This is a genomic window from Bacteroidota bacterium, assembly GCA_035506275.1.
GTDB lineage: Bacteria > Bacteroidota > Ignavibacteria > UBA10030 > UBA8401 > JAGVPT01.
Genome location: DATJPT010000009.1, coordinates 92,425 through 105,359, shown reverse-complemented (window position 1 = coordinate 105,359; position 12,935 = coordinate 92,425). Strand labels below are relative to the sequence as shown.

Here is a 12,935-nt window from a genome sequence, read left to right as displayed (position 1 = left end):
AAAACTCCAACGAGAGGAGGTATGCAACGGCGTCGCTCCGCCATTATCAGACCAGGCTGTTGCAGCAGTTGAAGAACGTGCGCTATCGCGCCCAGACTCACTTCGCGAGCGGCATCGGTCCGTCATTTTTTGAGCGAGACATCGGGAATGAGATTCACTCCTTTCCCGACCGGCGATCTCAAACGAGAAAGCCCTGGTCCCAAAAACCCCGAACGCAAGAGTGCAGCACTCCTCAGACCAGTTTATCGTTGACTTTGTAAGGAGTTTCAGTTATATTTTTGAACTTTTGAATAAACGGCACATGCAGGCTTTTTCTTTTGAAAATAATGAAATGAATATCCGTTCGGAGGTTACGACGTGAAACAGTCTCGCGGCAGGCTGATTCTGGTTCTTGCGGCAATTTGCCTTGCCCTCTACTTTCTTTACCCCACCTATCAGTCATACAGGCTGAATAAACATCTCGAATCACTCACCGGCGCCGACAGCATTGCGTTTCTGCAGTCGAATGAAAAGCAAATTCGCGACGCGCGATCAAAACGGATCAAAGTCGGCCTCGACCTTCAGGGCGGAGTGCGCGTTGTCCTCGAGGTCAACATCTTAAAGATGTTCGAAGAGATGGCCGGAACGAAAAGAGATGACCAGTATAACGCCATTGTTTCTGAGATAGAAAAAGAGACGCAGGTCGGCGATGAGAACGTTGCAGATGTTTTTAAGCAAAAGTTTGAAGAGAAGCAGATCCGCCTGAGCCGGTACTACGGCAGTCTCCGCGAATCGAATGATGAAATTATCAAGAGGCTCAAGGATGAATCCGATAAGGCCGTCGACCGTGCGATCGAAATCGTCCGAAACCGCGTAGACCAGTACGGCGTTTCCGAGCCTTCGATCCAGAAACAAGGAGCAAGGAGGATCATTGTCGAACTCCCCGGCGTTTCAAAAGAGGAAGAGGTTCGGCAGCTGCTGCAAGGTACGGCGCTCCTCGAATTCAAGCTGATGAAGGACCCCGACATCATCTACAAAACCATGGAGGCCATCGACAAATACCTGGCATCACAGGGATTCACGGACACATCCTCCACGCACGCGGCAAAGGACTCTTCGACCCGGCCTTCCAATGCTCTCTCGGCCTTGACTCGATCCGACTCCAATCAATCCGTCACCCCCGGCGAAAAGAGCCCGGAACAGTTCGCGAAAGAACATCCATTTTTTGCTTTGGTCCGTCCGAATCAAAAGGGAACCGGTGAAGGGTATGCTTCGGAGAACGACCGCGCAAAGATCGACAGGATCCTCAATCGGCCTGACGTGCAGACATTGATCCCGAGCGACATGGCATTCTACTGGATGTCAAAACCAAGTTTCACCAGCGAAGGGGTGAAATTTTACGGCTTGCTTGGTCTGAAGAAAACTCCCGAACTGACCGGCGGCGTCATCGTCGATGCGCGCGCAACGATCGACCCGAACTTCAATCAGCCCATTGTGACGATGAACATGAACAGCGAGGGAGCGAGGGACTGGGCGCGCATTACGGGAGCCAACGTCAACAAAAGGATGGCGATCGTCCTCGACAATGCCGTTTTCTCAGCCCCGGTCATCAAAGGAAAGATCACCGGAGGACGTTCCGAGATTGAAGGAATGGAAAATATCGACGAAGCGAGACTTCTGGAGATCGTCCTTAAAGCCGGCGCCCTCCCGGCTCCTGTCGACATCATCGAACAGCGGAGTGTCGGACCCTCGCTCGGAGAAGATTCGGTCCACGCCGGAATCAATTCGTTCACATATGCCCTGATCATCACGGTTCTCTTTATGATCGCGTACTACCGGACAGGCGGACTTGTCGCCAATACCGCATTGTTCATTAACGTGCTTTTTGTTTTCGCGACGCTTGCCGCGTTCGGCGGAACATTGACGCTTCCCGGCATCGCCGGCATCGTGCTGACGATCGGTATGGCCGTCGACACGAACGTTCTTATTTACGAACGCATACGCGAGGAATTGACCACCGGCAAAACGTTGAGCGCCGCGATCTCCGCCGGTTACTCGAAGGCCTTCAGCGCTATTTTCGATTCGCACATCACGACGTTCTTCAGCGGCGTCGTTCTCTTTCAGTTCGGGACCGGACCGGTACAGGGATTCGCATTGACGGTCATGATGGGAACGGCCGCAAACCTCTTCACCGGTATTATCATTACGCGCGTCATCTTCAATTTTATGACGTCGCGCTCAACTGCATCTATTAATTTCGGCTAACAATTGGATTCGGAGTTTTTTCCATGAGGTTATTCAAGAAAACGAATATTGATTTTATGGGGAAGCGAAAACTTTGGTACTCGCTTTCCGGGTTGACATTGTTCATCGGTCTGCTGGCGATCCTGTTCAAGCCCGTCAACTACAGCATCGACTTCGTGTCAGGAACCGAGCTGCTGATCCGCTTTCAGACTCCCCCGTCGATCAATGAAGTGCGGACGACGATGGATAGGATCGGCTTGCCCGGCACCGAAATAAAAACATTCGGCGCGCCGACCGATATTCTGATCCGAACGTCGGCTCAGGAAGAGGGCACCACCGTGGCCGATAGAATCCGGTCGGGTTTGTCAGCCCAGTTTCAGGGGAATAACTTCGAGGTCCTGAAGAAAGAAAAGATCGAGCCGAAGATCGGCGCCGAACTGCGCCGAAACGCCGTCTATGCCGTCGTCGCGACGCTCGTCATCATCCTCGTCTATATCGGGTTCCGGTTCAAGTTCATTTACGGGGTCGCAGCGGTCATCGCGCTCTTCCACGACGTCTTGCTGACGCTGGGGCTGGTGATCCTCTTTAACGGCGTGTCTCCTCATTTGAACCTCGAAATTTCACAGAACCTGATGGCCGCCTTCCTCACGCTGATCGGTTTTTCGACGAGCGATACTGTCATCGTCTTCGACAGGATCCGCGAGAACTTGAAGATTTACAGGAGCGAGAGCCTCTTCACCGTGATGAACAAATCCATCAACGAGACGTTGAGCAGAACGGTCATCACGAGCGGAACGGTCATTATGGTTCTCGTTGTCCTGATCATTTTCGGCGGCGAGGTCAACCGGGGATTCGCGTTCACCTTCTTGATCGGGACAATTACCGGTACGTACTCGTCGATCTACGTCGCAAGCGCGATCGTCCTCGATTATACCCGGTACAAAAACCTTAAAGCCCATCAGGTCTAGTAAAAAAACGGCGCCGTTTTTCGTCAGTCCATGGAGATTCCGCAATGAAATTTGCATCGAAAGAATCCGGAGGGGTCACGGTGATTACGCTCGAGGGAAACGTTCTCGGCGGCCCCGATGCGACAGAGCTCAATAATACGCTCCACAAATTGATCGATGCCAAGAAGAAGAAGGTCGTTGTCGACTTAAGGGGCGTTTCTTCCATGAACAGCTCAGGCCTCGGCATGCTGATCGGAGGCGTGACGACGATGCGGAATGTGAAGGGAGATCTCAAGCTTGCCGGCGCTTCAGAGAAGATCCTCAAACTTCTGCAGGTCACAAAACTTCTGTCCGTATTTGAACATTTCGACACCGTGAAAAAGGCGGTTGAGAGTTTCTAAACCTCTTCTGTCAACAATAAAAAAGGCGTCTGTGCACAAGCATGACGCCTTTTTTGTTGTTCGCCGGTCGTCCGACTATCCCGCGGTAAAAAAGCCGGCGATGATCATCAACAGCAGAAGGAAATTCAGGGCCATCGTGACCATCGATTTCAGGAACGGATAGATCATGCCACAGTAGACAAGAAGGCTCACGCTGGCGATCCCCGAAGCGAGCAGAGCCCATTGTTCATTCGCCTGCAATCCTTTGAAGACGACCATCTGAATCATCCCGCATGTGACAAGAACATGGCCGTCCATGAGCAGGCGGAGCAAATTGCGGTCGTATTGTTTACCATGCTCCGAACGAAGAACAAAAACATCATGCAAAACGCCATTGAGAACAACCCATCCGCCGACACATAATGAGGCGATCGGCAGGTACTCCGGCACCGGATTCATTGGACAAGAGAAATTTGTTTAACGGCAAAAGGGGGATGCGACAGAGTATCAAACCTGCAAGTTGCGCAATAGGCTCCAGCTGCGCGATCACCTACTTTGTAAATTTCTTCTCGACGTCCGTGATCTTATCGACCCGCTTTTTATGTCTCCCGCCCCCGAACCATGTTTCAAGCCAGATCTTGATGATGGACTTGATGACCTCGGCGCCGAGGACCTTCGCTCCCAGCGTCAGGACGTTCGCATCGTTGTGTTCCCGACTGCTCTGCGCGACAAATTCATTGAAGCAGGCCGCCGCCCGCACACCGGGCACTTTATTGCAGACGATCGATGACGCAACGCCGGTCGCGTCGATCATGATGCCACGCCACGCTTCCCCCTTCGCGACGATCCTCGCCACTGCATACGCGTAGTCGGGATAATCGCAGGCTTCTTCGGAATTCGTTCCGACATCGAGCGTTTTGTAGCCCAATTCCGCCAAATATCGCTTCACCATTTCCTTTGTCTGAAACCCGCCGTGATCGCTTCCGATCACGATGAGCTTTGAGCCGACGTTCGTTGACGGGATGGACGAAGTAGCATACACGGCAGGGGGTGTTTCCGGGCGCGGTTGGCTCGTCGTCTCCGCCTGGTCGGTGAGCCGGATGTTCAATGCTCTTGCCTTGTCGCGGGCAGAGGGAGTGACGATCGTATTCCGGTCGGCGAAGAGGACTTGCTTCCCTTCCCTCGCGGCGTTGACGATATCCTGTTCCGTGAGAATTTTTTTCGCCATAGTAGTAATGACTTGCCGAATACGAGCTAGCCACGACGGGAGCCAAGACCCGCGCTACTTCGCGTACTCATCATCCCCCCATTCGACCACTTCAAGTTTTACATTCGCGGTCCCCGTCCCCTTCATTCCCAGCTGCGTGGCAGCGGCGAGCGAGAGGTCGATAATGCGTTCCAGCTTGAAAGGACCCCGGTCGTTGATGCGAACGATGATCGACCGCTTGTTATCGAGATTCGTAACGCGCACTTTTGTGTTGAACGGGAGCGACCTGTGCGCCGCGGTCATTTTGTACATGTCGTACGTTTCCCCGTTCGCGGTTTTCTTGCCGTTAAAATCGTCGGCATAATACGATGCAATTCCCGTCATGGTCTTCAGCGACTTTGCATCGTCACCGGCGGCATGGGATGACGAGCCTGCCGACCGGTCGCGCGTGAACCGGGGTGAGGAAGCGCATCCGCCCGCGATCGACGCCGCAATGAGCACAACGATGATGAAGATCGATTCGCCGGCCAGCGTTTTCGTATGTCGCCTGACGGACTCTTTCACTTTTTTCGTTCTGGCAGGTTCGGAAACGTCCGGCTACAAATACTCATTCATTTGCTTGCGCCGTATATGGTCGACGATCTCCTTGACATCCTGCGATGCCCCCCGTTTGCAGATCAACAAGGCATCATCTGTATTGATAATGATCAGATCGTCGACGCCGACAGTCGTCACCAGTTTATCGCCCGTGTAGATGTACGAATTGTTCGTATTGTACGAAATGACTTTGCCTTGAATGAAGTTCCCGTGTTCATCCTTTGCAGAAAGCCGGTAGACCTCATCCCACGAACCGACGTCGCTCCATCCGAAATTTCCCCGGATGACGTATGTGTCCGTTGCTTTTTCCATGACGCCGTAGTCGATCGAGATCCCGCGCATCAATCCGTACGCGTGGTCAAGGGCCTGCTCGAACAACGGCGTCCCGAGGGACGGCTCGATGCTGGAGAGATGGTCGGAGAGTTCCGGCAGCGACCGTTTGATCTCATTCAAAATGACATCGGCACGCCAGATGAAAATGCCGCTGTTCCAGTAGAAGTCGCCGCTCTCAACGAATTTCTGGGCTGTAGCAAGGTTCGGCTTCTCCGCAAACGTCTTAACTTTGAAGACTCCCTGCGGCAGCGTTCCGTTTTTTCCCCGCTCCTCCTCGACAACTTGGATATATCCGTAGCCTGTTTCCGGATGTGTCGGTTGGATGCCGATCGTAATGAGAGAGGATTTTTTGTGCGCAATGTCCACTCCGACCTCGAGCAGGCGACGAAATTCTTTCTCGTCAGTGACAATATGGTCCGAAGGGAGAACGACCATGACCCCGTCCGGGTCCAGCCGGTGCACGAACATCGCCGCCAGCCCGATGCACGGCGCAGTGTTGCGGCCGATCGGTTCAACGATGATATTCTCCACGGGGATGCCGGGGAGCTGCTTTACGACAGCGCTCTTGTGCAGTTTGTTGACGACCACGAAGATCTTTTCGGAAGGGGTCAAGCCTTCGAGCCGGCCGACGGCATTCTGAATCATCGTCCGGCCTCCCACCATTTCCTTCAGTTGTTTCGGCGACCGTTCGCGGCTGCGCGGCCAGAATCGGGAACCTACTCCCCCCGCCATGATGACGGCGTAGACATTAGCCTTTCCCACAATTCACCTCTAGATTTTGAGCGAGTGTTCGGGATCCTGCAGCATTTCGTTAATGCTCTGAAGCATGGCTGCGCCGTTCGCCGGTTCAGCGAGTGCTTTCGTGAGATGTTCTCCGACTGCGCGCATCATCGCGGCAACGCGCGAATCCTGAGCCGAACCCGACGAATCGACATACTGAATAAATTTCGTGACCGATTGGAAAAAATCCAAAATTTCCTTCTTCCCCTGAGCGCGGGCAACCTCGCTCGAACTCCGTGCGATCATCGCGAGCACGGCAAAAACGCTCTTTCTCTCCGACGGGCTCTTTTCCTCCAGCTTGGAAACGATATCGGTGAATCTCTGGAAGCCGAGCAAAAGATTCTGGTCGAGCAATTCCTTCAATCCCGGCGGTTCCGCGGGAGCAGGAGGAGCGATCGGCTCCGGCTCCGGAAGTGTTTCCGGTTCAGGCTGCGCAACCGATGCTGCTCCCTGAGTTTCTTCGGTGGCCAGAGGTTGAACCTCTGGCTGCGGCTGTTCAGCGATCGGATCCGGGAGCGAAGGCTCAGCCGGCGACTCATCTGATACCACGGGTCCGGCGCCGACAGGGGCCAGAGGTTCTCCCGGAACGTCGAACGGCTCGCTCAAAAATGCTTCAAAAAATTTGTCGCTGAGCAGTGTGGCATCCACGTCAAACTGGTCCGGCGAAAAATCTTCCCCCGAGCGCGTCACGCGCTCCATCACCCATTCCATCGAAAGAGCGGCTTTGGTAAATCCGTTCACATGTTTCAGCAATTGAAGTTCCTGCCTGAGGTTGACCGACTGATCAAGCCGTTCGGTCAGCCGCTTCATTTTATTTCCGTGAAACGGGATCAGGCTGTCCTGCAAACCCGCCTGCGTCCTGTGAAGCACCTGCAATACGTATTGTTCTGGATTATCCATAAATGTAACTTCTCGGGACTCGTTCTGAGACTGCGCAAAAAACTTCATACGGGATGGTCCCCAGCGTTTCGGAAATTTTCCAGCAGGAAATTTCCTCTCCGCCGTCCTTCCCCAATAATGTCACTCGGTCGCCAACCTTGCATGCCGAACGCCTGCCAAGGTCGATCATCAGCTGGTCCATGCAAATCGTGCCGACAACCGGATATTTCTTTCCGTTGACGAGAACCTTCGCTTTGTTCGTCAACCTTCTGCTGATGCCGTCCGCGTAGCCGATCGAGACCGATGCGATGTTCGTCTTGGACGGTGTGTAATACCGGCGCCCGTAACTAACGCTCGTCCCTTTCTCGACCGTTTTCATGAATTCGATCCTCGAACGGATCGACATAGCGGGTTTTAGCGCGATGGATTTTCGCGTTTCGCGGGAAGGATAGTAGCCATACAACACGATGCCGGGGCGGACCATGTCCAGGTACGATTCGTTCAACTGAAGTACCGCTCCGCTGTTGGCGCAGTGTTTTATCGGAATATGGATCCCGGCGGCATCAAGCCCGCGAAGCAGCGAGGTAAAATCCGACAACTGCTTCCGGGCAAATGTGAGATTTTTTCCGTCGGACGTTGCGAAGTGGGTGAAGATCCCTTCCACCTCGATATGACGAAGTGATCTCACCTCGTTGATAAAAGCAAGCGTATCTTTGGGGGGGATCCCGATCCTGCCCATCCCCGTGTCCACTTTGACATGAACGACGGCCTTCTTCCCGGCTGCCGCTGCAAGGCTGTCGAGCTTGCGCGCGATGGAGATCGAACAGAGGGTTGCGCCCAAACGATGTCCAATAAAAAGTTCGAGCTGGGGCTCGGGGGGGGCGGTCAGCACCAGCACGGGGGCGGTGATACCATTGCTGCGGAGCGTTATTCCCTCTTCAACGATCGCTACACCGAGATACGAAGCCAGCTTTCCCTGAAGCACCGATTTCGCGACGGGGATCATACCATGGCCGTAGGCATTCGCCTTCACGACAGCCATGATACGCGGGCGGGCACCGACCTTTTTACGAACTTGCTGTAGATTGTAATGAATTGCTCCGAGGTCAATCTCTGCGTAGGTCGGTCTCATGAATTCAGCATTGTAAAAAATTCAAAGCCAATATAGCGGATAAATGAGGAAGAATCAACGCACATATAGAAAAGCCCACAACCAGATATTTTCGTTGTGGGCTCGTACGGTCGCGACGTTGACGGCTAGTGACCGCCGGCAACTTTCAATCGATTTATTGCTCTCGCAAGGGCTACGCGGGCGCGCTCTTCATCAATTCGCTCCCTTTCCCGCAGGCGCTCCGCTGCCCGCTCTTTCGCTTTCTCCGCCCTTTGAACATCGATCTCATCAGAACGCTCGGCCGTTTCAGCAAGCAGGATCACGTTGTTGCTGTTCACTTCAACAAAACCGCCGCTCGTTGCGTATCGGCTTTCGCTCCCGCCAGAGTCGACCACCTTCACTTGTCCGACGGTGATCGAAGAAAGAAACGGAGCATGGTTGAAGAGGACCTGAAAGCCTCCCGCTTCTCCCGGTGCGCTGAAGCTTTGCACTTCGCCCGAGAAAACTGTTTTGGTCGGAGTGACGATGTCGAGGTTAAAATTCTTTCCTGCCATTGATGTGAGCTGTTCGTTTAGGCTGCCTGCAGTTTCTTCCCCTGTTCAATCGCTTCTTCGATCGTTCCGACCATATAAAAAGCGTTCTCCGGCAGATAATCGTAATCGCCGTTAATGATCCCCTTGAAACCCTTGATCGTGTCCGCGAGTTTTACATATTTGCCAGGGACACCAGAGAATTGCTCCGCGGTAAAGAACGGCTGCGACAAAAATTTCTGGATGCGGCGCGCACGCTGAACGACAAGTTTATCCTCATCCGACAATTCATCCATGCCGAGAATATTGATAATGTCCTGGAGGTCCTTGTAAGACTGGAGAATATTTTTGACCGAGCGGGCGATGTCGTAATGTTCTTGGCCGATAATTTCCGGATCCATGATGCGCGATGTTGAATCGAGCGGATCGACCGCAGGATAAATTCCCATGTCGGAAATCTGGCGGCTCAACACTGTGGTGGCATCGAGATGCGAAAACGTCGTTGCTGGAGCGGGATCGGTAAGGTCGTCTGCAGGAACGTAGATCGCCTGCACGGAGGTAATGGAACCCTTTTTGGTCGACGTAATTCTCTCTTGAAGAGCGCCCATCTCGGTCGCCAGCGTCGGCTGGTACCCTACCGCGGACGGCATACGTCCAAGCAGCGCGGATACTTCGGACCCGGCTTGGGTGAAACGGAAAATGTTATCGATGAAAAGCAGAACGTCCTTTCCCTCCTCGTCGCGGAAATATTCGGCCGTGGTCAATGCGGTCAAACCGACCCGAAGTCGCGCGCCGGGGGGTTCATTCATTTGCCCGAAGATCAAAGCGGTCTTATCCAGCACTCCTGATTCTCTCATTTCCAGCCAGAGGTCGTTCCCCTCTCTTGTCCGCTCGCCCACGCCGGCAAACACGGAGTAACCGCCGTGCTCCTTCGCAATGTTGTGAATCAGTTCCGTGATCAACACCGTCTTGCCGACACCCGCGCCGCCAAACAATCCGGTCTTCCCTCCTTTGGTGTACGGTTCGAGGAGGTCGATAACTTTGATCCCCGTCTCAAACATTTCCTTCTGCGTGCTGAGCTGGCTGAAGTCCGGGGCGGGTCGATGGATGGGATAATATGCTTTGGCTTCGACAGGACCGAGCGGGTCGATCGGTTTTCCAATGATATTGATGAGGCGCCCGAGTACCTTCGGGCCGACCGGAACCTTGATCGGAGCGCCGGTATCGACCGCTTTCATGCCGCGCACCAACCCATCGGTCGAATCCATCGCAACCGTGCGAACGCGATTTTCCCCGAGATGCAGCTGTACCTCAACGACGAGATCTTCCTGAACGCCTTCAGTATTTACTCGCGGTATGGTTATCGCGTTGAGAATCCCCGGCAGTTCGCCGTCTGAGAAATCGATGTCAATAACGGGTCCGATAACCTGGACTATTTTTCCTTCGGCCATTCTTATCCTTTCGTAAACCTTTAATAGCGCAATGTTCGTAACTAATAAGATAAATTAGCGATTTTTTGCCTAAAAATCAATCCAATCCCTGAAAATTATCCTGCAAGTATAGCTGAAATAATGGACTTACCATGGTGGCGGCCGTTTTCGATGAATATTTTATTGTTGTTCTTCCCGGCGGCGATGGATCCCGCAATGTAAAGTCCCTTCACGTTTGTTTCCATCGTCTTCTCGTCGTGGACCGGCGCCATGGTTTGAGGATCTGTTTCAACTCCTGCGGATTTCAGAAAGGCGACGTCGGGGTGATATCCCGTGAGCACAAAAACGAAATCGTTCGGAAGAGAAAACCGGCCTTTGGCGCTGCTCTCCAGCACGACAGAATCCTTTTGAACCTCTTTCAGTTCGGTCGAAAAATACGCGGTAACCGTCCCCTCTTTTATCCTGTTCTCGATGTCGGGAAGTATCCAGTATTTAATGCCATCGCTTAATCTCTCATTTCGATGGACCAACGTAACGGAAGCTCCGTGCCGGTACAGTTCCAGTGCGGCGATAGCGGCAGAGTTCTTGCCGCCGATCACGGCGACTTTCTGCCGATAGAAGGAAAACGGCTCGGAGTAATAGTGAGAGACCTTCGGCAATTCTTCCCCCGGGATTCGCAATAAATTCGGGTTGTCAAAATATCCTGTTGCCACCACAATGTTCCGAGAGGTATATGCCGACCTGTCGGAGGTAAGTTCAAAACCGTGCACTGTTTTTTGCGCGGAAATTGCCCGCTCAAACAGGTTCAATCTCAGCTTGAAATGTTCTGCAACGCGGATGTAATATTCCAAGCCGTCGATCCTTGTCGGCCGCATCGAGGAGCAAGTAAACGGAATCCCGCCGATCTCGAGGAGTTCCGGAGTGGAGAAGAATGACATTGCTGCGGGGAAGTGCTGGAGAGAGTTGACCACTCCCCCTTTCTCCAGGAGAAGATATTTTAATCCTGCGGCGCGAGCTTCAATCGCTGCAGAGAGCCCCGCCGGGCCCGCTCCGATAATGATGACGTCATACATAGAAGATTCGTCCACAAAAAATCCGTCCTTCTTGGCTGCGAAAGGACGGATTTGAGTTTGCCAGAGCTGAAGGTGGGATTTGAACCCACGACCTGCGGTTTACGAAACCGCTGCTCTACCGCTGAGCTACTTCAGCATTGGTTCAAGGTCAGTTTCACCTGATAATATAGAAAAAATTAGAAGAAAATTCCAATAAACGGGCCCTGGATCAGCCGTGTATAATTTTGCGACTTATCGCTCATCGACCAGCTCTGAGCTTCAAACCTGTAGCCCGCCGTCATCCCTTCACCGATGAGACCCCGAAACAGAAACTGAAGTTCAACCAGGCCTGATGTTGAAGACCCGCTTTCAACGCTGAAGCCGGCAGTACTATAATAAAGGACACCAACACCTGTGATCTGAAATCCGAAGTTCTCCGACACCTGCTCAAACTTTAACCCTGTCCCGATGCCCACATTCGCTATGTTAAAATCTCTCGTCGAATTCGTCGCTCCGCTAGCCTGGACAAAATTAGTCGAAAAGACAATGGGGAGAAAAAAATTCGCATGGTCGGAGGCCGACGCGATCCCGATATCGGTAATGGATTCCGCAGCAAGCGAAATTTCCGAACGGTTCTCGTTGTTAAATTTGTACGGAGAATACCCGAACGCGACTCGCAATCCCATTTGCCGGTACTCAACCGACCACAAGGGGTTGGTGATTCGAATTCGTGCAGAATCGGAGAGTGTATTTCCCCCTGCGGCATAGAAATTCTGCGCCGAGGCGCCAAGGCCGACCGAGCGATAATCGTCAAGCGAGGGATAGCTTTCGTCAAAAAGCTGTCCATACGACTTGCCCGTCATCAATAAAAGAACGACACACCACAGCCAACTTCTGCGGGACATCATGCGTTGCATGCGTGAATATTTCCTGTATACTTTTGCTGACTCAAGGTAGCGCTTTTTCACTAAAGTTTCATCATTCAAATTTGGAATTTGAAGGTAAAAAACATTCGGCGTATATTTACTTATGCACCAGTATAAAAAAGCCACCGGCCCGTTGATACCTCTTCTGCGGTTTGCAGCAGCCGGCACATTCGCGATTCTCTTTTCCCTTTTCCCAGCGTGCAAAGACTCGTCAAATTCCGTTTCGGCGCTGGATCAAATTGTTTTTCCTGCAACCGGAATCAGCTATGAGAAACAGGTGCAACCGCTGTTTAACGTCGGCTGTGCGACCACCTCATGCCACGATAGTCAGGACGCAAAACTCAACCTGACAAGTTACGGGTTGTGGAAGCTGGACCCGGGCGTGATCGTAGACGGCGACTCAACCAACAGCAGATTTGTCTGGTGCATCGAAGCAAAGGCGGGATCGCCGCCAATGCCTCCGGCGAGACCGCTTGTCGAGAATCAGATCCAGGGGTTGAAACAATGGATTCATGAAGGGGCGAAAGACACCAAGTAACG

The 12,935-nt window shown here is 52.9% G+C and carries 14 protein-coding genes and 1 tRNA gene; 4 read left to right on the top strand and 11 right to left on the bottom strand.

Annotated features, from left to right (window positions below; genetic code table 11):
* Positions 1–357 precede the first annotated feature (357 nt).
* From secD to VMF88_08295, 3 genes are read left to right on the top strand one after another with little or no spacing between them, the layout of a single operon-like run.
* Complete coding sequence (secD, locus tag VMF88_08305) at positions 358–2,244, top strand: protein translocase subunit SecD (GenBank protein HTY11060.1); 1,887 nt, start codon at positions 358–360, stop codon at positions 2,242–2,244.
* A 23-nt stretch (positions 2,245–2,267) separates the two neighbouring features.
* On the top strand, positions 2,268–3,191 hold the full coding sequence (gene secF, locus VMF88_08300) for a protein translocase subunit SecF (protein HTY11059.1): 924 nt from the start codon (positions 2,268–2,270) through the stop codon (positions 3,189–3,191).
* Positions 3,192–3,235: 44 nt separating this feature from the next.
* On the top strand, positions 3,236–3,571 hold the full coding sequence (locus VMF88_08295) for an STAS domain-containing protein (protein HTY11058.1): 336 nt from the start codon (positions 3,236–3,238) through the stop codon (positions 3,569–3,571).
* 75 nt (positions 3,572–3,646) lie between these two features.
* Here VMF88_08295 and VMF88_08290 read toward each other — a convergent pair whose 3' ends face one another.
* The 11 genes from VMF88_08290 to VMF88_08240 all read right to left on the bottom strand — a co-directional run bounded on the left by VMF88_08290 (position 3,647) and on the right by VMF88_08240 (position 12,377).
* Positions 3,647–4,009 (bottom strand): hypothetical protein, encoded by a 363-nt coding sequence (locus VMF88_08290; GenBank protein HTY11057.1) that lies wholly within the window; start codon positions 4,007–4,009, stop codon positions 3,647–3,649.
* Between the two features lie 91 nt (positions 4,010–4,100).
* Complete coding sequence (rpiB, locus tag VMF88_08285) at positions 4,101–4,778, bottom strand: ribose 5-phosphate isomerase B (protein ID HTY11056.1); 678 nt, start codon at positions 4,776–4,778, stop codon at positions 4,101–4,103.
* Positions 4,779–4,832: 54 nt separating this feature from the next.
* Positions 4,833–5,321 carry a septal ring lytic transglycosylase RlpA family protein gene (locus VMF88_08280; GenBank protein HTY11055.1) on the bottom strand — a complete coding sequence of 163 codons (489 nt, stop codon included), beginning with the start codon at positions 5,319–5,321 and terminating at the stop codon, positions 4,833–4,835.
* Between the two features lie 33 nt (positions 5,322–5,354).
* Complete coding sequence (locus VMF88_08275; GenBank protein HTY11054.1) at positions 5,355–6,449, bottom strand: mannose-1-phosphate guanylyltransferase; 1,095 nt, start codon at positions 6,447–6,449, stop codon at positions 5,355–5,357.
* Between the two features lie 9 nt (positions 6,450–6,458).
* Positions 6,459–7,367, bottom strand: coding sequence for a hypothetical protein (locus VMF88_08270; protein HTY11053.1), 909 nt, complete (start codon positions 7,365–7,367; stop codon positions 6,459–6,461).
* Entirely contained in the window at positions 7,360–8,478 is a 1,119-nt protein-coding gene (alr, locus tag VMF88_08265) for an alanine racemase (GenBank protein HTY11052.1), read from the bottom strand. The genes VMF88_08270 and alr overlap by 8 nt, the downstream gene beginning before the upstream one ends.
* A 125-nt stretch (positions 8,479–8,603) precedes the next feature.
* Positions 8,604–9,011 carry a F0F1 ATP synthase subunit epsilon gene (locus VMF88_08260; protein HTY11051.1) on the bottom strand — a complete coding sequence of 136 codons (408 nt, stop codon included), beginning with the start codon at positions 9,009–9,011 and terminating at the stop codon, positions 8,604–8,606.
* A gap of 17 nt (positions 9,012–9,028) precedes the next feature.
* Entirely contained in the window at positions 9,029–10,438 is a 1,410-nt protein-coding gene (atpD, locus tag VMF88_08255; GenBank protein ID HTY11050.1) for a F0F1 ATP synthase subunit beta, read from the bottom strand.
* A 95-nt stretch (positions 10,439–10,533) separates the two neighbouring features.
* On the bottom strand, positions 10,534–11,505 hold the full coding sequence (locus tag VMF88_08250) for a YpdA family putative bacillithiol disulfide reductase (protein ID HTY11049.1): 972 nt from the start codon (positions 11,503–11,505) through the stop codon (positions 10,534–10,536).
* 49 nt (positions 11,506–11,554) lie between these two features.
* Positions 11,555–11,626: transfer RNA gene (locus VMF88_08245), tRNA-Thr, on the bottom strand.
* Between the two features lie 40 nt (positions 11,627–11,666).
* Positions 11,667–12,377, bottom strand: coding sequence for a hypothetical protein (locus VMF88_08240; GenBank protein ID HTY11048.1), 711 nt, complete (start codon positions 12,375–12,377; stop codon positions 11,667–11,669).
* Positions 12,378–12,498: 121 nt separating this feature from the next.
* On the opposite strand from VMF88_08240, the gene VMF88_08235 reads away from it, so the two are divergent.
* On the top strand, positions 12,499–12,933 hold the full coding sequence (locus VMF88_08235; GenBank protein HTY11047.1) for a hypothetical protein: 435 nt from the start codon (positions 12,499–12,501) through the stop codon (positions 12,931–12,933).
* Positions 12,934–12,935: the final 2 nt, after the last annotated feature.

What these genes read in the sequence shown, in the direction of transcription:
- secF (HTY11059.1), top strand. Translation starts at nt 2,268, where the DNA reads ATGAGGTTATTCAAGAAAACGAATATTGATTTTATGGGGAAGCGAAAA.
- VMF88_08295 (HTY11058.1), top strand. Translation starts at nt 3,236, where the DNA reads ATGAAATTTGCATCGAAAGAATCCGGAGGGGTCACGGTGATTACGCTC.
- VMF88_08290 (HTY11057.1), bottom strand. Translation starts at nt 4,009, where the DNA reads ATGAATCCGGTGCCGGAGTACCTGCCGATCGCCTCATTATGTGTCGGC.
- rpiB (HTY11056.1), bottom strand. Translation starts at nt 4,778, where the DNA reads ATGGCGAAAAAAATTCTCACGGAACAGGATATCGTCAACGCCGCGAGG.
- VMF88_08270 (HTY11053.1), bottom strand. Translation starts at nt 7,367, where the DNA reads ATGGATAATCCAGAACAATACGTATTGCAGGTGCTTCACAGGACGCAG.
- alr (HTY11052.1), bottom strand. Translation starts at nt 8,478, where the DNA reads ATGAGACCGACCTACGCAGAGATTGACCTCGGAGCAATTCATTACAAT.
- VMF88_08260 (HTY11051.1), bottom strand. Translation starts at nt 9,011, where the DNA reads ATGGCAGGAAAGAATTTTAACCTCGACATCGTCACTCCGACCAAAACA.
- atpD (HTY11050.1), bottom strand. Translation starts at nt 10,438, where the DNA reads ATGGCCGAAGGAAAAATAGTCCAGGTTATCGGACCCGTTATTGACATC.
- VMF88_08240 (HTY11048.1), bottom strand. Translation starts at nt 12,377, where the DNA reads ATGATGTCCCGCAGAAGTTGGCTGTGGTGTGTCGTTCTTTTATTGATG.
- VMF88_08235 (HTY11047.1), top strand. Translation starts at nt 12,499, where the DNA reads ATGCACCAGTATAAAAAAGCCACCGGCCCGTTGATACCTCTTCTGCGG.